Origin of the sequence: Chitinophaga tropicalis (assembly GCF_009758205.1) — a bacterium.
In the GTDB taxonomy this organism is placed as follows: domain Bacteria; phylum Bacteroidota; class Bacteroidia; order Chitinophagales; family Chitinophagaceae; genus Chitinophaga; species Chitinophaga tropicalis.
The window spans coordinates 123,739-145,626 of the sequence record NZ_WRXN01000003.1 but is presented as its reverse complement, the minus strand read 5'-3'; the positions used below and the strand labels follow the sequence as shown (position 1 = coordinate 145,626).

The following is a 21,888-nucleotide window of genomic DNA, read 5'->3' as shown; positions in this document are numbered from 1 at the left end:
AACCTAATACTTACTTAAAGATTAAGTTCTAATCGTTCATCAAAGATAAAATCAATGAGATATACGATCTACTAACTAATAACCAAGATTGCGCTATAAAACTTTGCACGAGCATGGGCTACTTTTTAGTTACTCGTTTTAGTAAATTTTCGTATATTTATCGTAATACATTCCCTTGCTAAGTGAATATAGATGGTTGAAGGTAATTCAATAAATCCCTTATTTTCTGTATGGTATTAGATTTTGTTTTCAATCCCCTTGACAACCTAAGATCTGAACATGCTATTCATCTCTTCGGTTCCCATGGAGGCATCCAATGGCCCCTAAAAGTATCTCCAGACATAGAACATTCTCAAATATACCTTGTTCCCATTTATAACATGAATCGACATCGTCCTATGCGGCAAACTTATTTTGATGAACTAATTGTCAACTTTGACTTTTAGTCAGACAATCCCTCTTTATACTTAAAATTCTACCCTATGCAATTTCAAGCTGGTTATATGTTAGAATCTGTCCGGGAGAAATTGATTCAATATACAAAAAACGAGGATCAACAACATGAATTGCAAGGATTATTGCAGTCATTAAGTACGTTCGATGTACAAACGACACTCTCCCTGGAATGTCCGCAAAATATTCCTAATATTCTTGCTGTGGCAGTAAATATCATTACCAGGGGATTGCCCACTTTACCCACCATATACCTGGAAACATATTTTGCTGATAAACTAGGCATCACTACCAGAAAGGATATCGATGGTAAGATTACCTTTCCTGCGATAGACAACACACAATCCTTACAGGGAGAGGCATTATTTAAAGCACTTCATGTGATAGATCCAAGAGCAAGGAACCGACGCCAATACCTGGAACTGAATGACCTAGACAGTAGTTTCGAACGCAATTTCCTGCTGACATTGATTCCTGAAGCGCACAGTTATTTACCGCAATTGTTGGAGAAGCAACGGAGTCGCGCATCCTTTACCAGAGATAATAACCAGGGACGTGTGGACTTCAGCATGGAAATTCCTTATAATATTGTCAGAAAGGCCTTCAACAGGTTCAATCAAAATATCGCCATCAAACATCATGATACTTATATTATAGAGGTAGATGGTGAACGTTATCATACCGATGTGATTGATGATCTAAAAGATCTGGCTATCGGACAATTAGCTAGAAATATCAGTCATATCAGGGAAAAAACCACCTACAATGACATAGCTACATTTATAAAGAAGATTACAGTAGAGCCATATGTACAAATAACAGCTGATAACTATCACAACAAACAATATCTGTCAGCTACAGCAACGGCATTGGCTTTGTCACCATTTATAATAGCACGTGTACAACGTGTATTATTACAATATCTCCTGGTTAATTATCTCGATTTCACCGACCATAAGGAGATAACGCTGGCAGTCATTGAGCGTGACTTGCCAGGGGCAAATGCAGCGGTAGAGGACCTGCTAAACTTACTACATACCATCAATGATTTGTCGCAGCTGAGCATTAATATTCCTGAGATCAAATTAACTGTATTTAGTTCCCAGGAATATAGGCATCATCCTTTAAGGGGAAATGCGCTTGCTCATGATATGAGCACATTCAATGCTGCGGATTTTGATCTAGTGATAGATGTATCTGTATTACAGCGAACTGGCATTTTCCGGAAAGATGAGCAGATATCCCCTCATACGATCGTTATTCGTAGTGCTCATTATATTCATTATACAACTGATAACTGCGTATTGTCGGCTCTGCCGATAACATATAGACAGGTGGTAATTCCCCTTTCCAATGAAGAATACGAAGAAGTAGAGCCAGTTAAGAACCTTCTCATCAGGTTGGTACAGGATATTTTCCGGAAAACGGATTTCAGGAAGGGACAGCTGCCAATCCTGAACCGGGCTATGCAACTGCAATCCGTCATAGGATTACTTCCTACCGGAGGCGGTAAATCACTGACGTATCAACTGGCAGGTTTATTACAACCCGGTATGACAATCGTCGTGGATCCAATTCGTTCATTAATGCTGGATCAGTATAATGGATTGAGAGAAATAGGCATTGACAAATGTGAATTTATCAACTCAACCTTAAGCACTGCTGAAAGAAATTACAACCAGCACGAACTACTTGCCAAAGGGCAGCTGCAATTCCTGTTTGTATCACCAGAACGATTTGTGATCGATGATTTCAGAACCGCATTGGCAAACGCCGCAGCAAAAGGACACTACTTTGCCTATGCAGTCATAGACGAGGTACACTGCGTGTCTGAGTGGGGACATGATTTTAGAACGCCTTATCTGAACCTCGGTGATAATGCCCAAGAGTTCTGCCAGACAAGCAAAGGTTCGCCGGTACCGCTATTCGGGTTAACCGCCACCGCATCCTTCGATGTACTGGCTGATATTGAGAGAGAGCTAAATATCAAAACAGATGACGGAAACGCTGTGGTACGGTTTGAAAACAGTATTAGGGATGAAATCAATTACATCGTTGAAGAAGTACACTTCAATTATGATGGATTGGAAGACCTTGATGCCTGGAAAGTCAGAGAATATATAGGGAATAAAAAGCAGCTGAGGATATTTGATATCATTAATAAAAAAGCCGAAATCTTCGAGATATTTAACAATGAAAGGGTAATCAGGGATATCATTTCTCACTCATACCAGAATTATTTACCGCTGGCAGAAAAATCAAAATTACTGAAGGCGTCGAAAAATGAAGATACCGTTCTACATCAGTATACCGAAAGCATGTTGACAAAATTATATATCCCCGGAAGCCCATTTTCAACACCATCTTCATCCGACACTATAAAATATTATCCATATGGCTTAATTGTATTTATGCCACATAGGCGTGGTTGGTTAGGAATTCATAGCACTAATGGCGGGCATGGCCTGTTTGATAAACCCGGAGTTGTCAATATCTCAAGTGAAAGAAATGCAACAATTCCCACACACCATTTTCAGGAAGAGACACTAGGTTATTTCATGGGAAGTGGAGACGATGATGCTGCTGGAAGAATAGACAAAGAATCCTTTTACCACCTGGATCAGTTCAAAAAAAATCAAGCCTCTATAATGGTAGCTACTAAGGCATTCGGGATGGGAATAGACAAACCCGATGTCCGTATGACCATTCATATCAACATCCCCTCTTCCATAGAATCTTTTGTACAGGAAGCAGGAAGAGGCGGGCGTGACGGAAAACTATCCACCTCCTTAATCCTTTATCATAACAATGTCGCGCAGATAGGCGTAAAAAAGAAAGAAGCCTTTCACCTCGACAAAGATGTACTGATGTACTTCCATAAAAACTCTTTTAAGGGACAGGTGAAGGAAAGAGTCATGATTCATGAATTGCGCAATACCATTATCTTCCCTGTAAAGACTAATTTACAGTTACTAGTCCAGGATATTAACGAACTATATGGCAACAATAACCTTCAGTTCAATATTAATTTAGGAGAAACTAAACACCACAACCGGATTTTTATCAATCTGTTGTCAGGAGAAGGTCTCGGATACGTATATCTGGATACTGGTGCGACAGGAATTCTCAAAACGCAACATGATACCCTTAGTTACAATCTTGTAGATTGGTTAAAAGGTAAGCTTCCTATTGGAAATGGTAACTCAGTTGCAGATATCAGAAGCTGGCTGGATCGTATGACAATAAACTCCCAGCAACAAACAGGTATAGAGCGAATGCTAATGGACATGGATTTCGGAGACAGTAAAAAAATACCAATCCCATTTACCAATAGGTTCTATTCACCAAAAACAAACTCCAGAAAAGATTTTTACATCAATACTGCACATTACTCCAAAGTGCTGGAAACAACTGCTATAAAGCAAGTAATGACCCAGAAGCATATTTCTTTACCGAACATACTCGCAGATGCTGTATATGAAGGAGATGATTATTTATCTTTTATTGAACGACTGAATATCCAGGACGAATCCCTGGTATCTGAGCTGAATAATGAAGTCAGCCCTATGGCTATGGAATTACAAAAAGCATACTATATTGCTCGTAGCCAGGATGATACTGCCAAAGCTATATATCGCCTGATTTCCATCGGCATTATTGATTCGTATACAATCGATTATCAGAATGGATTGTATACGGTAACCTTCACGAGAAAACGGAATGGCGAGTACTACAATTCCCTGGAACAACTGATTGCAAGATATACTTCCAGAAATATAGCCACCCAGGAGATACGTGACCTGCGAGAGAACGCAGTTGCAGATATAACCTCTGGCAAAGCTACAGAGATTAGCAAATGCCTTGAATATCTCACAACTTTCATTTATCATAAGATAAAAGAAAAACGACTACTGGCTATTGAAGATATGATAAGGCTTTGTCAAGCTGCCATCACTATTAAGGAACCACTAAAACAAAGCCATTTCATCAAAGATGAAATCTACTATTATTTCAACGCCAAATATTCCAGACGGGGATTTGTAGAACGTACCGCTACCCCACCCGAGAAAGCATCTATGCCTGATGACCTGGAAGAAAACATAGCGATTGGCGTATTTATTGATAAATATCTTGGGCTGGTAGAAAATGGTTCCACTGGAGAATTTATCAGTAATATCAAACACCTGAGGGGTTCTACAATGCGTATGCTGAGAAGTAATCCAGGTTCACCACAACTTATAATATTAAAGTCTTTCTCCTTATTTATCTTGGCTGATGCTATCGCCAGCCTGCTTGATGAAGCAAAGCGGGAATTCGCAAAAGGATTAATAGCATGGAAGCGCGAGCAATCGGATCTCGACGTAACGGAAGTCATAACCGCGCTCAGAGAAAGAGTTTATGCGCATATTGTAAATTATAACGTGGCCGATGCTTTTGAAGATATAGAAGATCTCTTTTACGCGCAATATTACGCCGAATGGACAGGAAAATTCAATAAACAATTTTTAGCATCTTAATTATTACATATGGCATCTCAGGAAGTTTTATCCGCTTTAGAAATCCTCCATAATGAATTAAATAAAATCGCCCCTGCCATTACGCTTATTGAAAAGGCGCAGGAGCTGACACAAGTAGTCAGTCGTATTCCTCAAAAACATCTTGATCTGCTAAATGCTGTAAAAGAAGATGATGCTAAACATAAAGCGTCACTCACTCAGCTCTTTACATCTCAGATGGAATCACTGACAGAGGAGCACCATGCGTTACAACGTGTTACCAACGATATACAAAACCAAATTAAAGACGAACAAGCTGCATTAAACGGTTTGAAAGAAAGAATACAAGCATTCTATGAACGCGTGGAGAAGATTAACTTCCCTGAGCGACTTGATAAAATAGATGCCAATATAGCCGGTATAATGGCCGCGACACAGGCAGTCCAAAGCAGGCTGGATACTATTGAACGCAATATAACTGAGAGACTAAGGGATATGCAGGAATCACAGAAGGAATCCAGAAATTCGTTGCAAATGGGTCTTGAAGTCATACAGAAAACTGGAAAACAACAACAAGTGCTGACATATATCACAATTGGATTAATCGTATTGGGAGTTGCTGCTTTTCTCCTTAAAAATAAGTTACTTTAAAGATTGCTCTCAATAACTATCAACTATTAGACAGCTCACTTAAATCGTCAAAAAGGCGAGTTTGACTTTCTGCACTTGGATCTCATTGGAAATGGAAATGCCTTAAGTTTTAAGGACTCGGAGATATTACAAATTACATATTACAAATAAGGGGAAGGTGTTACCCTTCCCGTATTTTACCTATCGCATGTAATACTATTGAAGCTTGGAAAAATTACCATCCAAACCTTCTTAGCACTTTTTCAAGATCATTAAAGGATTTGTTTGTATCAGCAATGCTTCGTTTTACTGACCCATTACGATCTTCCAATTGGATATTAACTCCACAGGAACATCGCATGACCTTCCTCGCAGCCACATCTTTTAACGTGACCTGATGATTTCTGCCGCATCCACATTTGACACTGACTTTTTGTTTCGATATATCAACCATCATTTTGTTTTTTAAGAGGTAAATAAGCATGAACAGCTCTAACTGTTCATGCTTGCATGTCTATTTTTCCTTCGTCACTCCTTTGAAAGGTTTTCCATCTGATTTCCCATCTATAAACCTACCTGTATTTGTGTCTCTTTTTATCCAAACTTCTGTTTTAGGATTATAAGTCTGGGTTCTTTCCTTTATTGCTCCATTGCGGTGACCATCACCTACTTTACCATTCTTAGCCATAGTTAAACATTTTTAAGACTAAATAAATTATTAATTGAAAGAGTATCTCTTCCAGGGAATACGAGAAGGGTCAATTCTTGATAAAAAGTTGACAATGTCCTTTCTTCCTTGGTAAGTAGGTCTCCCTCGTCCGTTTTGAGCCATCAAAATCAATGGGACACCTGGAAAAAGCCTCCCAATATTTTGCCGAGCGTTCTCGCATTCATTTCTGCTGCTTAGCACATAGGATTTTACTACCACTATGGCAAAAGTCACTCCTTGCTCCCTTATTAGAGCGCCATCTATCTGCATTTCAATAAAATTAGTTATTAGTAATTCATTGCTCTCTTACATCACGGAGTTAGAGCAGTAAGCCGGTAGGTTATGGCTGATCGTTGAAAAAATAATTTATCTTTTCAAATAAACTATTACATTTGTGGTCTGAAAAATTATCAACAATAGCTGGAATGCGAGGGGGTACCAACCCCTGCTAAGCTCTCTACTGCTTTAAAACATTCCTATGACAATGCCTTATAAGTTCCCGCTTTAAGGCATTATTTGTTTTTGGTAGTTTATATTTTCTCTCTATTTAAATACGTTTATTAAAAACTCACGACGATCGGTGTCTTCTACGTTCTGACGAAAAAAATCAGCTGCCGAAACGGACCTAACACCAAAGTTAGCTGCGACTTCTTTATAAAATTCAAACTCATCCTCAATTACCATTACACATGAATTAGTCAAACACAGGTGAATCACTAAAAGGCCGCCCTTTCCAATGTGAGACATATAGCTAGAATGCATCTCTGCAAAATCAAGCGCATCTGCTCCATCATCGATAAGATCAACCATGCCCGCCCCGATCATACGTTTAATCAATGATTGTTTCTCTAAAGAGTAATAAGAAATTCTAAACTCTGAAATGATTATTCTACAGCCATTATCAATGATCGGTTTGACTAAGCCCCACCTGTCAAGCATTATCAATAAGTCTATATTGTAAAAAAAATATATCATTTGATCTCTAGCATTCCATTTCTATACATTTGTTCCAATTTATCTATTGGCGTATTAGTCAATTCTGCTGCTTTTTCCCAGGTTATTCTTTTCTCAGCAATAGCCTTAGTAATCAAATTCTCAATTCGAGCGGGCTTTTCAAGACTCTTAGTATATCGTCCAAGCCCCATTTGACCATCTCTCCAAATATTATAAGTCTGTAGCCAACTATCTTTCGTTATGTTATTTATAATTCCAACATTATTTGCGCGTATGATGATTGCAGGAATAGAAATTCCGTAAGCTTCTTTTAATGAAATAAGCTCCATAAGAGAAATCGATGTCCGATCCTTCCCTATCGCTGATATTAACACTTCCTCGGGTAGAAGCAGCGCTCCAGCGAAGTAATGACACATATTTTCTTGAGCTCTCTTTGTAAGAGTAGGATTAAACCTCAACAGCAGGTGCGCTAATTCATGAAGAATTGTAAATCGTTTCCTAGTTATTTCTGAATCATCGAATGTGTTCACTATGATTACAGGTATATTTCCACTAGTATCTTCAATGTAACCACAGACCCCTGAAGAACCTGTAGGTCTTTCAATTGTCAAAATAATAAAACCTTTCGATTCGAGGAATTCCGTCACATCGTCAATTGGAGAATCGGCTATCCTCCATTTTTTTCTCAGCCTCTTAGCCGCTTTTTCAACATCACTATTGATGTTTATTTCAGTATCAGCAACCGGATTCTCAAATATAATCCTTTCATTCATTATTGTGACAAGGTCCAAATACTTCTGGGCGACTGTTACTATCAGGTCTCTTATCGTGCTTTTTTCTTTTTCCTCATCTTGCAGCGTATGACCATCCCTAAATTCAATCAGTTTTATTGGTTGTGGTGGCGCGGAAAAGAAATGCCAGACCCTAACACCTAAAGCCTCTGATATTTTCTTTAATACCTTATTACTAGGAGTGATTGTTCCATCTTCATATTGCTGAATAGCAGGTTTGGAAACACCTACTAAGTCGGCAAGCCCCTGGATGGAAAAGCCTTTTTTGAGTCTTAGTTCTTTTATTTTGTCTCCGAATTGCATAGAAAATCAAATCGTATAGCCAAAATTATGTTTTTTATTTTACACTATACGATTTTTTCAAAAAAATACCATCTTTTTATTTCATGCAACAGTAATTCATAATATGTATTTACAATTGAAAAGATTCTAACAGAGTTTCAAAGAATGTATACTCTAATAATAACGGGCAACTTTATAAACGGTTATTCATAAGCGAGCGAGAGAAAATAGAAATGCTGGAGAAGCTGCTGAATGAGAAGAAAGGCGAAAAATAAAATACTAGCAAAGTCAATATAGGAGCGCTGCACCGAAATGCAATAGCTTTAATGTTTTTTATTTTATGGTAAATTATAGGGACGGCGGCAAAGCACATCGCGCCCCCCTCTCCCCTCGCCGGGAGGGGAAGAGGGGGGCGCGACGGCTGCGCCTCCCCCAAAAGAATGGATATTATCTGATTTTTCTGGCCTTGTTCCTGAGCCGGATTGCATCTTCCTCCTTTTCTCGTGCTTCTAGCAACATAGATGCGATCAGCTGCCTTTGTTCCTCCCATTGTACAATGCTATCACGAAAGATCTGCGGGTGTGCATGATATAGCCTATTTATTTCAGGAGCGGGGAGCTGCCCGCCCTATCTCCGCAACAGGTAGCGACGTTGCCTGTCATTCTTTCGGCTGTTCTCCGGGCTGCAATATTGCTGAATGTCGTTCCAAAGAAAATAGACCCTCCATCGGATTTTGTACGCCTTTAGTTTGCCATGTTTTATCCAGTTCGTAAATAGTAGGCTTGATAACCTGAATAGCTGACAGACCTCACCGATTTTATAGAGGGGCTTATAGGTGAGCAGGGGGCATTATATGCCAGGGTATGTACCGGCTGCCTTTCCAGTTGCTGACTTCTTCACGCACTAATACACGCAGCATTTGCCCAAACTGTTCCGGCTCAATTGAGAATAGCATGGCGCTGTCGTCTGCACATTTCTTTCTCTCATTTCCATATTATACCGATTTTGGCAGCAAATATGGTTGTCCGAAAAAGAGAAAAGAGATTAAGTATACTTGTTTTAGTAAAAAAGGCTATTATGCAACCGTTATAAATCATGATATGAATTGGCCTCAAATTATTCCCTTGCTGTTAGGCGTTGTCGGCGGCGCTATTGGTGCGTATTTCCAATCACTTTTCCAACATAAAAAGCAAATGAAGGAAAATGAATATGCAGTAAAAAAGCAAAGATATTTTTGCATAAACCTTCTACTGCTAGCAAAGGTTGACTTACCTAACAATTTGCAATTCCTATTGGCACAACGCCCCAATTTGACAACTGAAGAATTGTTAGACAAAGAAATTGAAGTAGAATATTTTAATTCTTTCATTTTTGCAAGCGATAAAGTAATCTTAGGATTGAAGAAGTTCATAAATTCTCCTTCATACGATACCTATTATTTCGTTTGTAATGCAATGAGAAATGACCTGTGGGGCAATAAAATATCACTCCCGAAAATCAGGACGAATAGGGTTACAATTGAAAGGCAATAAGGTTTTATGATTGTTGCTTATTAAATTGTTGCTCCAAGTGTTTCAACTGTAATATACCTTCTGAAAACTGCATTGCCTCTAGGATAGTATAGGCTTTCTCAAAACTTTTGCCCACTTCTGCAAGATGGCGATGTTCCAATTTGTCCCTTTTATCCTTCTTAAAGATTAGGTCAAGTGCCTTTTCGATTCCATCAGGGCTTGAACCGAAAATTTTGTGCAACAGGTCTGCACATTTATCACTGGGAATTAGATAGTTGGCTTTGCTGGTTTTATCAAATGCGTAGAAAAGAAGCACCAATGCCCTGTTACTTAGCTGGTCTTGTTTACACTTTTCTTGCCATGCCCGTTCACTGCCATCGTATACCGCTATCGCCGTTTCGAACTTTGGAAGGAATTCAATGGTAAAATGGGCCGATAAAGAAGGAAGTATAATGGTATATATGCACCCATTCCCAACATTAAGTCAGCAAGCATATATTTTACATTCCATTGCCCCTCATAAAGTAAAACAGCAACATCGGCTAAAACAAACAAAAGGAAATAATGACATAACGCATTACTTCGATACTCATTAATCAACTGGCAGCGCGTTGCCTCTGCTGGCCAGTTGACATAAATATCGCTGCGCGTCATGAGTTTCACGAAAACGGGTATAAATACAACTGCATTTAACGAGGAGCTCAAAGGTGAAAAAGGATTTCAACTGCTTCATGTTCCAACTTCTCATATCCTTGTAATTTTTACTGAGTAAGAATAACAATGTCTGTAAATATACGATATCGATGGGCCTGTATCCAAACTATTTTATAATTTTTTTATGGCGCCTACTAGTAATAGAAAGGCATGTAAATATGGATATAGATATTGGTATTGGGGTAAAAAGAAAACAAAATCAACAAATTAGAAATCTTATTTTTGTAATTATTATAACTAATAAATGTAAACTGAGGTACAAAATTGCAAATCGACACTTTGATAAACAAACAAATCGACCCAAAGAAAAAGTAGCGTGCTTCGCACTACTTTCCCTTTGGGCTCTTTTCCTTAGTAGCAGCCTTCTTCTTTGGAAGTGGAGCTTGCTTCTCCACACCCTTTACCCTTATTTTCTTCTTAGGCGCTGAAATCTTCTCAGCTGTCCTCTCCCTTGTAGCCGCGGCCTTCTTTTTTGGAGGCGTAGCTTTCTTCCCAGCACTCTTTACCTCTATTGTCTTCTTAGGCACAGCAATCTTCTTTGTTACCTTCTTCATTGCAGCCGCTTTCTTCTTTAAGGGAGTAGCTTTGGAGAGGGTGGATCTCTGCTTGACAGCAGCTCTGTTTTTCGCTACCTCCGGCATTAACATTAACAATAACTCATTTTCTAAAGATTCTCGGAAGGCAAGACCTTTAGCCGCTTTGTCATTTCCACCTGCTTTTTGATAGGCCAATTTCACCCTTTCAAGCGCCTGGACAAGGATAGTTGGAGTTAGCGCTTCTGAAGCTATCAAAATATCATTATCAGTTAAGTAGACTTTGGAGGAAGCAAGACAAGTCGCATAATAAGCGACATAGTAGCGAAGATTCGTCTGTTCATTATTACTTAGACTAGCACTAGTAAAAAATGATGTGACCTTCTGCATAATTAGGAGTACAGCATAATAAAGCTGCAATGGTATTTTGTACGAAAATATTTTAGCATATTCGTCATCGTTTGCAAAGATGTTGGATGGTCGAGCACGAGCATCGTCCGGATGTCGAAGTTTAATGGCAATCATAGCTTGGGCTAGCTCTATAATTGTCACGATCTGCGTTTGAGGCTTACCCTCATTTTTATAAAAATTCTTTCTTCGATCATAAAATAAGCCTTTAGAATATAAATATTGTTCAATATCCCGGTGTACAGGATCAGTTGCCTTTAGAGCTGTTGTTGGTATGCGTGTCTGACTATTGGTAGCTTTAATTATCTTATCTCTACTTTTATCGTGCTCCGGATTGATTATGCGGAGTAATACCTCACGACTTTCCTTCTCCACTTCTTCAGGAGTGATCGAAGAGAAGTAGTTATATATTTCGTTGGAGGTTTGCAAGCCATTTACAATCTCTGGGGAATCCAAAATCAATGATGAATTACCCTTCGCTGTAATCTCATTAGTAAGAATGGTAATGCCATTGTTGAGCCACCAGAAATTATCTCCTTCTGTCGTTTGCAAGGTTTCCCGAATTTCTTTATTAACGCCACTATCGCCCTGATAGTCTCGTACATTAGCCTCAAAGATGTGGCGGTTAATTTTATTGGTAGCTTTATCTACAATGAACTTATAAAAATCTTTCAGTTTAACTAAGCATACACAGCTATTCTTATCAGAATATAAAACTTGCTTAGATAATTCAATCTCTATTTTCTGAGCAGGCCTTCTGGAAGCTATTTCAACCAAATCCCGCGCACCAAGAAAGGTAAAATCAAATGATGCTTTATTAAAAAATAATTCTTGTATCTTCTTACCAAGCTTTTCAGTAAGACCTTTTGTATTTGGGTGTACGTTGTCGCCTTGCGTTACATAAAAGTAATGAAACCTCAAAGTAATTCCTTTTACTACTAAGGACTTATAACCTATATTAAAACGCTCGGCAATCTCCAATAGCTCGGGATTATATCTTTCTTTAAATTTCTTTGCACTAAGGACATTGTTTATCGTAAAAATGTCTTCTGTCGTATTGACTAGCTTATGAATTGCGTCTTCTCCAAATCCAGCTGTAGTTTTAGATTGAATAACAAATACCTCGAGATCTATATTTTTTTTCCATGGGTCATAGCTTTTGATTTCATCTTGAATGAGTTGCCCATTAATAAAAAAGTATAACCCATCTATTCCTCCATCGAGCCCCTCGCCGACAATTCCGTTTTCAATCTCCTTATCACTTAGATCATTCGCTTTAAGTACCTGTTGGGCCGCAAAGATTTCGAAAAACCTACTGTCACTCATTGAAATAGGGAAACGGGCCTTTTCTGCTTTAATAAATTGTGAGAGAACCTCTTCGCTGTTACTTTTTATTTTTGCCATTGATAGTCAGAATATTTAAATTCATTGGCCCAATTTGGGTAGAGGAATAAATATACAAATTTTTCATAGTTTTGTTGTTTACCAGCAGCTCCGACCACTATAAGATACAGTACTGAGGCCTCGTACTGCTCTCCCTCTAAAATTATTTGTCCCTTCTTTGTTTAAAGAAAATCGTGTTAACATTAGGGAACATGAAAATTTTAAATAAGGATTTTACGTATCTTAGTAAAAGCGGATTAACCTGTATAAAGTATGGGGAAAGAAATCGGGGTTATACAAAAAAAACTCGACTAAACACTCAACTAAAAACAAAACCCCGCGACTAGCGCGAGGTTTATAAGCTTCCCAGTGATCCCGCTGGGACTCGAACCCAGGACCCATACATTAAAAGTGTATTGCTCTACCAACTGAGCTACGGAATCATTCCCCGAAGGGGCTGCAATATTACATCAAACATTTATCATTCACTAATTTTTTTATAAAAATTTTTCTCATTTGTAAATTTTCCCTTCCTTATTAAACTCCCTGATTACTCCCTCTTCTATATCTGCAGCGGATATCAGCGATATTTTCCCATCCGCCTGCATATTCTTCAAAAAGCAATATTGAGCGATATTAATAATAGAAGCACCGGAAATTTCATACGTCGCAGCTATTTTTTCAAGTATACCTTCCCGTGACATCATCTCATCCGGCAGTATCATCTTCCACAACTGCAACCTTTCGCTCTGATTCGGCATCGGGAACTGGATAATAGACTGGAACCTCCGGGAGAACGCAGGATCTATATTATTGCGGAAGTTGGAGGCCAGGATCACCAGACCGTTATAGTTCTCTATACGCTGTAGCAGGTAAGCGATCTCCTGGTTGGCATATTTATCGTGCGCATCGCGGATATTGGTACGCTTGCCGAATAAAGCATCTGCTTCATCAAAGAACAGTATCCAGTTCTTATGTTCTGCTTTATCGAACAGGCGGGACAGGTTCTTCTCCGTCTCACCGATGAACTTGGAAACAACGAGCGAGAGGTCAATACGGAACACATCTATCTCCTGCCAGCCTTCTTCGGGGTCATCAGCAGGATCACGTTTGCCCAGCAGACAGGCGGACAGGGTCTTACCCGTACCCGGCGGACCGTAAAACAGCGCCCTGTAACCAGGCTTCAGGCGTTTATTGGTAGCAATAAGCTGGTCCTTCAGGCGTAACCATTTCTTCAGCTCCTTCAGCTGCTCCATGGTCTGCGTATTGAGCACAAGATCTTGCCAGTCCAGCGGTGTAGTGATGCTTTCAGCCGGGAAGTCGCTGCCAAAGCGGGGCTTGGCATAACCACCGGTAAGGAAGAGGTCAATGTATTCCTGCGAGAGAACGATCTTTCCGCTCATAGCCGGCTCTCCTTCCGGCGGAGCTTCCAGCCATAATACCTGCCGTTTGGCAAAGAAATGGGTCTCAGTGAGCAGTTCCATGACCTTGATACGTTCTCCCAGGTCAAAACCTGCCAGGAGGAAAAGGAAGGTCTCCCCTGTCGGAAGCAGTCCGCGGAACTGTGAGCCCTTCACACAACCTATCAGCGGAAAATCACCTTTATCTACCAGGTTCTCATTGATCAGCTCTTCAAAAAAAACAGCGTTGACATGTGGAGCTAACGCCATGATTAGCAACAACTGCTCGTTCTCTGACAGCTCATTATCGGCAATGAATTTCACCAGCGGCGCCTCCGGCCAGGAAGGATTAACATCGGCCGGTGGCTCTTCTGCATTAGCCACATCCGGCCTGAAATACGCTATCAGCCTGTTTCTCATCTTCTCATGCAACCAGTTCAGGTATTCCTGCAGGACCGTGGCATTCTTAGTCTGATCCATCATAGTATCTTAATCTTTAGCTTCATCCGTTGTCTTTATACTGTATTTCTGCATACGTTTAGCAAATTTCTTCCGTGCAGCATACCACTCCTTTTTCCTCTTTTCATACTCAGTCTCAGTAATAGGCGAATCTATCACGATCTCCGGGAATTTTTCTGCATCCACAAAATCCCTGAAATCCTGCTTATGATGCCCTTCATGGAAACCCAGGCTATCATTGTGTGCATCCTTATCCGATCGAATAAATCCCCTGCCATAGCCGGAAGTGCTACCGGCCGTTACCCTGGACCCGTAAATAGTTTCCATTTCAATTACCCTGGGGATGGTAACACTTTCAATCAACCCGTCCTTATTCTTTACAGGCACAGGCTCTCCAGGCATTTTGAACATAGTCTTGGCCCTGTTACCAGGTATCTTATCCTTCTTACCAGCCTTCCTGTCGGGCTTATCTATAAACGTAAAACCTCCTGACCGCAGCTCGGCTACTCTTGATGTTTCAGGAGGCTTCTCTTTTTTCGGCGCCGAAGAACCCTTCTTCCGCTGCACACCAGGAACAACCGCCGGAGCCGCTCCCTGCTGCACTACATGCGTCAGCTCATGCGCCAGCAGGCGTTTGCCGGCTGTAGATTCCGTATCGTATTTTCCACTGTTAAAATAAACGTCATTACCATGAGTAAAAGCCTGCGCCCCCAGCTCTGAGTTCAGTTGTGCTGCTTTATCATCTGTATGGATGCGTACATTGCTGAAGTCCGCTCCAATAGCACTGCTCATTTCATTATAAACATCGGCAGGCAGCGGATTGCCCTTACTACGTTGTTCCTTTAACCGGCCAGCCAGGTCCTCATTAGCCTGCTGCCTTCCCAGAGAAGGGCTTTCTTTTGTCATTACGCCCGGTTTCCCCTCTTCTTCCTTCTTCAGCTTCTCATCAGCCGGTAACTTCTTCTCCGGCTCTTCCTTCTTCTGCAAAGGCTTCTCTTCCTCTTTCTTACCAGGATCATCCTTCTTCTGCAAAGGTTTCTCTTCCTCTTTCTTACCGGGATCGTCTTTCTTCTGCAACGGTTTCTCTTCCTCCTTCTTTCCCGGTTCATCCCTCTTCTGCAAAGGCTTCTCCTCTTCCTTCTTATCGCCAGCGCCCTTCTTCTGCACCTTCTCCTCCTCTTTCTTTTCAGGCATAGCCTGTACGGTGGATATCTCCTTCCGCTGCACAGGACTCCCTTTCGCCGGATGCTGATCCACTACCCTGCTGGCAACAGCATCCGCCTCCCGCTCATATGAATCACCCGGCTGACCAACAGCCAGCTTAGGCTGAAAGAAAGCATCTTCCTTGGTTTGTATCTCCTTTTGCCGGGGACTGAAAAACGGGGTTTCTTTCTTGTCCTGCGCCTCCGGGTTGCGATGTCTGCGATAGCGACGACTATTACTTTTCATATCTACCGGTTTTAATGGGATGCCACAGCGGAAAGACGGGCGGTAACTTCTTCCGCCAGTGAGCGGTAGTCTTTTGCGCCATTGGCACTGTTATCAAACGTGAATATATCTTTAAACTGCTCCTGCGCTTTAGCCAGGGCAATATTACTGCGTATGCCGGTATCCATTACCAGGCCAGGGTACAGATCTTCCAGCTGCCTGCGTATCTGCCTGTGCATGCTTTTATGCTCATCATATTTGGTCAGCACCAGGCCCAGCACCTCCAGCTTTTTATTCAGCTGCTTTTTGATAAGCTGCACATTCTTCATAAAACGCTGCACACCTTTAAACGGCAGGAACTCTGCCTGCAAAGGCATAAGAATATAATCGCTGGCGGTAAGGGCGTTCACAGTAAGCATCCCCACTGCCGGCGGACAATCAACCACTACCACATCATATTCCTCCGGCAACTGTCCTAACAACTGTTTCAATAGCTGCTCTCTGCCATACATGCTTACAAGCTCCAGCTCAGCGCTGGCTAACTCCAGGTTAGCGGGAATCAGGGGAATGATACCGGTATTGATGATAGCCTTTTCTGTTTCCAGCGTTTCCCCGGAAGCCGCCTGTTTCAGTAATTCATAGATGCTGAATGATGAATCATCAGCAATGCCCATGGATTGGGTCAGGTTAGCTTGCGGGTCAAGGTCTATAAGCAGTACCTTTTGACCGGAACGCTGCAAGGCAGCGGCCAGGTTTAGTGCAGTGGTGGTTTTGCCGGAACCACCCTTTTGTATGGCGATAGAGATTGTTAGCATGGGGTAAATGTTAAGTGAGATATTCTGAGATATCTGTAATGAAAACCTTTCCGTCATCACTCCCCGAAATCAGCAATTTTCCGTCTTTGCTGAACTGGAGAGCATTGACCTCATCTTCATGTATATCCTCCATCATCAGGAATTTGCCCGTATCAAGGTCCCTGAAGGCTACCTTCCCTCCCGCCCCGCCAATCGCAAAATACTTTCCCGAAGGATGAAAAGCGAAACAGGAAGAACCCTGATAATCCTCGTTCAGGTATTGCGGTAACAATCTTTTCATCGAAGGTAACTCCCAGAGCAGATCTGCATAAGGCATCCGGCTGATAAGAAACAAATGCTTCTCCTGCGAATCTATCTCTATCTGCTGCGCCTGTATAACCCCACCGGGATACTGTTCTATAAGTTTACCTGATTCAATATCATATACCGAGAATTTGTTATCATTATTACCGGTGATGATAACAGCACTGTCATCTTTACAAAAGGTAGCCACTGCCGGTAAATTACCATAAGAAGCCTCTACCATCCACTCCGAATTTCTATAATAGTCCTTAAACAATTCCGGCGATAGTCCTTCTGTATGTTCATACGCCTTATAATCCCTGTATATAAAGATCTCCACATCCTCGTTATCCAGTACCGAAACCTGTTCACTCACTACAATTAACAGGTCTTTATTAGCCGCATAACGCACCTGGCTGGCTCCCTGGAAGCCCATTTCCAGCTCTGTAGCCAGATCATTCATATTAAAGAATCTCACCTCATGCCAGCCAGAAGGAACATATGCAAGCCTGTTGCTATGCCGGTTAAACGAAAGACTGCGTATACCAAAAGGCTGATCTTTTTCAACAGTAGCAACACACTTCCAGGTATCTGTATTCCAGATACTCAGAGGGGCGCTGAGATCCTCATCAACCATCTGGCCTATCGCCAGCCATTTACCATCAGGACTTACCGCCAGGCTTACAACAGCTGCTTTGTTTTTGAGATTGAGCTCCATTTCAATTTATATTTTACAGGAAAGGTTCTGCCGCTCCACCTTTACCACCAGGCCCGGTGATCGTTTTTGCACCGCGTATGCCACCATCTGCTATCACACTGGTAAAGTCAGGGCCAACGAACATACTGTAATTTTTACCTTTTTTCTTACTGTTATGCCTTTGAGTGATCACCCTCAGGTTATTATCGCCCACCACATGATCTCCTCTTTTAACATCATCCGTATTATATCCTTCTGCTGTCCACAACCCACCCAGATCTTTAATATGGTCTACAGTAAATATAGAAGGATCCGGCTTCCAGGTTTTAAAATCAGCATCCCAGTCCACGATCATGATCGGGTCATTAGGATTAGTATTTGTAGGATCATGTTTCTTGATCTGTTTCCATTCTGTATCATCGCCCTTCAACGCTTTATCCTGTGCAATTTTTGCTATGTCAAGCAAAGGCGTGACTCCCCTTGCAGGATGTGCTATCATCTGCTTCTGTTTATTATCCCACGGATGTCTGTACTCATAAAGATACTTACGGACACTTTCAGATCCTGCACTTCCCCAGCTTGCCGGGAATTTCCTCACAGCAGGAATAGGATCGTTATACTCCGTTATAATACCTTTACTGACTACAATACTCAGCTTCAGCGTCTTCTCATCATCCAGCTTCAGCTTACCTTTTTCAGGCTTCTTATTCTTGTTCTTACGGATATCCCTCACATCCAGGATATTTATCTTATCCTCACCTACCATCATCTTCGTGATCAGATATATCTGCCCGCCAAAATTGATGTAAGCGCCTTCCTTAAATTCAGGAGGGATTGTTGGCGTCGTGGCCACTTTACTTGCCGGCGGCGACAACGTTCTCTGTATATAATCATACCTCCAGTGACCATCTTTTTCTACCGGTGTAATTGATTTAAATGCTTTATCCTGCGATTTTTCAACCTTATCAGCCACCTTCTGCGCCTCTTCCTTAGTAAGCGCATCATCGCCTCCGGCTGTCGTATCATCTTCTTTTATCAGCGCCTTCATACCATCCGCCAGGAGTTTCTCCTTCTCCTTATCTTTTGCATCATCTTTATCATCTCCCGGCTGCCTATCCGCCTTCACCTTCACCGTATCCTTATTCGGCTTACCATTTATCGTACCTGTAATGATCCACAGATCATTCCCTTTCGGTGCAAAGCTAATGCCCTGCACATTATGCTGCTTCTTGATCTTATCCACCTCTGTTGTTATCTCTGCCCGTGTCATCGGCTTACGGCTTTCCAGCGTCTTCGCCTGCTTCATAGCCGCCGCAAAGTTCTTCAGCTCTTCAGGATTTTCTTTGCCTTTATCTTTATCCTTGCCTTTACCCTTACCACCGCCTTTTCCTGGCTCAGGAGCCGGAGCAGGCTTACCAGGCGCCGCTGGCGGCGGAGTGCCTTTAGCTTCTGCCGGCGGAGCGGCAGCGCCTCCATCCACAAATTTACCCTGCTTATCTCCCTTACCACCACCACTCTTCTGTGGCACATGATCATCCACCAGGTCTGTCATGAACTTAGCGCCATCAAATTTAGCTTCGCTGAAAGTCACTTCAGGCACCTTACCGGAACCAAGTACATATTCCATATCAGCGCCAATGCCAAACTCACCCGGCAACGGATATTCCAGGGCGCCTATCGGCCAGGTCCATTTCTTATCAGGTAATGGCGACCACCACGGACTATCTATTTCCACAAACAGATCGCCACTCAGTCCCAGGAACGGCTGCGCCGCTATCTCCATATGACCTTTGAAGAAGAATTCTCCCGGATCACGGTAACCTATAGTCGGACGGGCATCTACATATCCTTTCACACCGGCATCTGCATTAACGCCAACGCCTATCTTCAGATCATGGCCCAGTAATTCAAGGCCAGCACCACCTTCCGCACGCAGTCGCAGACCTGCATATGCTGACATGTTAAGAGAACCTGAGAGGGATATCTCTCTGGCAATATCCGGGTTATTGGAATAAGTACCATTCACTTCAATATTGTAGATCTTCGCCGGACCAACTTTAGCCAGGGCGCTCAATCCTATATTAGCAAATACGAAGACATTACCCACTACAGGAATACCATAGGAAGCCCTGGCTTCGAATTTAAACAGCTCTTTAATATAATCTTTCTGTTCAAAGAGAATGATCTCTTTAGGCGGAGCTATCTTACCTACTACCGTCACAAATCCCTTACCATCAACTATCACATTCACTGTACCTGCAAACCATTCCGTCAGGTTGAAAGTAAGGGTACCCATACCCGCCAGCGCACGTTCACCTTTTCCTTCTGCCGGAGGTACTGATTCAGGTAAGACAGCATCTTCTGCTTTGCCCTTACCTACCTGGCTCACAGCGAAATTATCTGCCGTGGCCTTATCGGTCATGATCAGCATGATAGAACCACTGAGACGATCGCCCGAGTAGCCTACCTGCCCTTTAACATCCAGCACGCCATCCAGGAACTTCGCCTCAATATTACCGGAGAAAGATTTATAATCTACGCCAAACTGCCCTTCGCCAGACAGCTTACCTTCCTTAAGATTAATATCAAGATTGCTCTTCACCACACCCTTGATATCCATATTTGCTATTACATGCGCCGTAGGCTGCATATTCACAAAACCAAAGTCCAGCTTGGCAGAAGCAAAACCACCCACTTTTACATCTACTCCGCTAAGTGTAAATGTAAAGGCGCCGGTTTCAAATTTATTGGTAAACTGCGCAGCCATGCCGGCAACATCAATGCCGGTCAGCCAGCTCAGTTCCTTACCATGCTTAGTCAGCCATTTAGGAATTGTATCGATATGATCATTCTGCCCTATAGTGGCAAAACCACTTATCTGCCCGTTATCCAGGCGGATAGCCAGCATAGGACTGGCGGCGCTGAACATCGGCATATTTAACGGCAGATATGCGTTCTTTATACTTTCCAGTACACCTTCCTTCTCCCGCACCTTTATCACACCGGTACCAGCCAGGTTACCACCGCTGATATTAACATCTACTCCTTTTCTCTTACTCGCTCTGATCACTTCTTTCAGGTTCTCGGAAGGATTGAACGCTCCGGAAGATATATTCACCACTTCGCCGGAAGCAGCTGTAGGCGGTGCTCCGGCATCGGGTACGCGTTGTATTATTTCTTTCTTCTGCACAGCAGCACCCTGCTGTACTGTATGGGTCAGCTCATGCGCCAGCAGATGCCTTCCGGTGCTACTGGCAGTATCATATTTCCCTTCGTTAAAATAAATATCATTACCATGCGTGAAGGCCTGCGCCTGCAGGTCATTACTCAGTGAGGCTGCTTCGTTACCTGTATGCACTCTTACCTTACTGAAATCTGCGCCAATGTTAGACTCCATGGCTGTCTTCGTATCTGCCGGTAATGGAGCGCCAGAGCCCTTAGTACTCTGCAGCCTCTTTTCAATATTTGAAGTACTTTCCTTAGGAGCGTCTCCTTCATTCGGTTTACGCCGTATCTGGTCATCCGGAGGGTCTGCAAGACTATCAAAGATAGGCTTACGCTGTACCTTCTTCTCCTCTCCTGCCACCTCTTCTTCCTTCTTCAACTCCTTCTCCTTCATCTGTAACGCCGCAGGTTGCACTGCTGCGGATGGAACATGACCGGGAGCAACAGCCGATACTGCCGGTGCTGCTTTGGCCTGTACGACAGGCGATTGACTCATACGCTGTACCACCTTGTCAGCCACATGATCTGCCTGCTTCTCATAATGGTCGTCAGGCTTGCCTATAGTAAGTTTACGTTGTACAAAGAAGGGATCCTTCGCCGTTTCCTTTTCTCCAAAGAAAGCATCGCCACGGTCCTTATTAAAGAACGTGCTGCCCGCCTGCTGCTTTTGTTGCGGCTGCCTGGCAGAGCTTTTAGTATCAGTGGCTTTTATCATTAT

The 21,888-nt window shown here is 42.2% G+C and carries 13 protein-coding genes and 1 tRNA gene; 3 read left to right on the top strand and 11 right to left on the bottom strand.

Annotated features, from left to right (window positions below; translation table 11 throughout):
• Positions 1 to 482 precede the first annotated feature (482 nt).
• Both GO493_RS30825 and GO493_RS08715 read left to right on the top strand, forming a co-directional pair.
• Complete coding sequence (locus GO493_RS30825; protein ID WP_198315648.1) at positions 483 to 4,970, top strand: DEAD/DEAH box helicase; 4,488 nt, start codon at positions 483 to 485, stop codon at positions 4,968 to 4,970.
• A gap of 9 nt (positions 4,971 to 4,979) precedes the next feature.
• Positions 4,980 to 5,600: a hypothetical protein gene (locus GO493_RS08715; protein WP_157305762.1), complete on the top strand. Its 621-nt coding sequence runs from the start codon at positions 4,980 to 4,982 to the stop codon at positions 5,598 to 5,600.
• 493 nt (positions 5,601 to 6,093) lie between these two features.
• On the opposite strand, the gene GO493_RS30820 is transcribed toward GO493_RS08715, so the two are convergent.
• The 3 genes from GO493_RS30820 to GO493_RS08705 all read right to left on the bottom strand — a co-directional run bounded on the left by GO493_RS30820 (position 6,094) and on the right by GO493_RS08705 (position 8,336).
• Entirely contained in the window at positions 6,094 to 6,267 is a 174-nt protein-coding gene (locus GO493_RS30820; protein WP_198315647.1) for a hypothetical protein, read from the bottom strand.
• A gap of 564 nt (positions 6,268 to 6,831) precedes the next feature.
• Positions 6,832 to 7,227, bottom strand: coding sequence for a hypothetical protein (locus GO493_RS08710; RefSeq protein ID WP_157305761.1), 396 nt, complete (start codon positions 7,225 to 7,227; stop codon positions 6,832 to 6,834).
• A gap of 32 nt (positions 7,228 to 7,259) precedes the next feature.
• Positions 7,260 to 8,336 carry an XRE family transcriptional regulator gene (locus GO493_RS08705; protein ID WP_157305759.1) on the bottom strand — a complete coding sequence of 359 codons (1,077 nt, stop codon included), beginning with the start codon at positions 8,334 to 8,336 and terminating at the stop codon, positions 7,260 to 7,262.
• Between the two features lie 932 nt (positions 8,337 to 9,268).
• Between GO493_RS08705 and GO493_RS08700 the strand changes: the two genes are divergently transcribed.
• Positions 9,269 to 9,847, top strand: coding sequence for a hypothetical protein (locus GO493_RS08700; RefSeq protein ID WP_157305758.1), 579 nt, complete (start codon positions 9,269 to 9,271; stop codon positions 9,845 to 9,847).
• 4 nt (positions 9,848 to 9,851) lie between these two features.
• Here GO493_RS08700 and GO493_RS08695 read toward each other — a convergent pair whose 3' ends face one another.
• The 8 genes from GO493_RS08695 to GO493_RS08660 all read right to left on the bottom strand — a co-directional run bounded on the left by GO493_RS08695 (position 9,852) and on the right by GO493_RS08660 (position 21,885).
• On the bottom strand, positions 9,852 to 10,142 hold the full coding sequence (locus GO493_RS08695) for a hypothetical protein (RefSeq protein WP_198315646.1): 291 nt from the start codon (positions 10,140 to 10,142) through the stop codon (positions 9,852 to 9,854).
• Between the two features lie 724 nt (positions 10,143 to 10,866).
• Complete coding sequence (locus GO493_RS08690) at positions 10,867 to 12,885, bottom strand: AIPR family protein (protein ID WP_157305755.1); 2,019 nt, start codon at positions 12,883 to 12,885, stop codon at positions 10,867 to 10,869.
• 349 nt (positions 12,886 to 13,234) lie between these two features.
• Positions 13,235 to 13,307 (bottom strand) — tRNA-Lys (locus tag GO493_RS08685).
• Between the two features lie 69 nt (positions 13,308 to 13,376).
• The gene (locus GO493_RS08680; protein ID WP_198315645.1) at positions 13,377 to 14,747 is read right to left on the bottom strand and encodes an ATP-binding protein; all 1,371 of its coding nucleotides are present in this window, start codon (positions 14,745 to 14,747) and stop codon (positions 13,377 to 13,379) included.
• 6 nt (positions 14,748 to 14,753) lie between these two features.
• Positions 14,754 to 16,172: an eCIS core domain-containing protein gene (locus tag GO493_RS08675; protein ID WP_157305754.1), complete on the bottom strand. Its 1,419-nt coding sequence runs from the start codon at positions 16,170 to 16,172 to the stop codon at positions 14,754 to 14,756.
• Between the two features lie 11 nt (positions 16,173 to 16,183).
• A complete protein-coding gene (locus tag GO493_RS08670) occupies positions 16,184 to 16,966 on the bottom strand; it encodes a ParA family protein (RefSeq protein ID WP_157305753.1) in 783 nt (260 codons plus the stop codon).
• Between the two features lie 10 nt (positions 16,967 to 16,976).
• Entirely contained in the window at positions 16,977 to 17,966 is a 990-nt protein-coding gene (locus GO493_RS08665; RefSeq protein WP_157305751.1) for a WD40 repeat domain-containing protein, read from the bottom strand.
• Positions 17,967 to 17,979: 13 nt separating this feature from the next.
• Entirely contained in the window at positions 17,980 to 21,885 is a 3,906-nt protein-coding gene (locus tag GO493_RS08660) for an eCIS core domain-containing protein (protein WP_157305750.1), read from the bottom strand.
• Between the last annotated feature and the right edge of the window lie 3 nt (positions 21,886 to 21,888).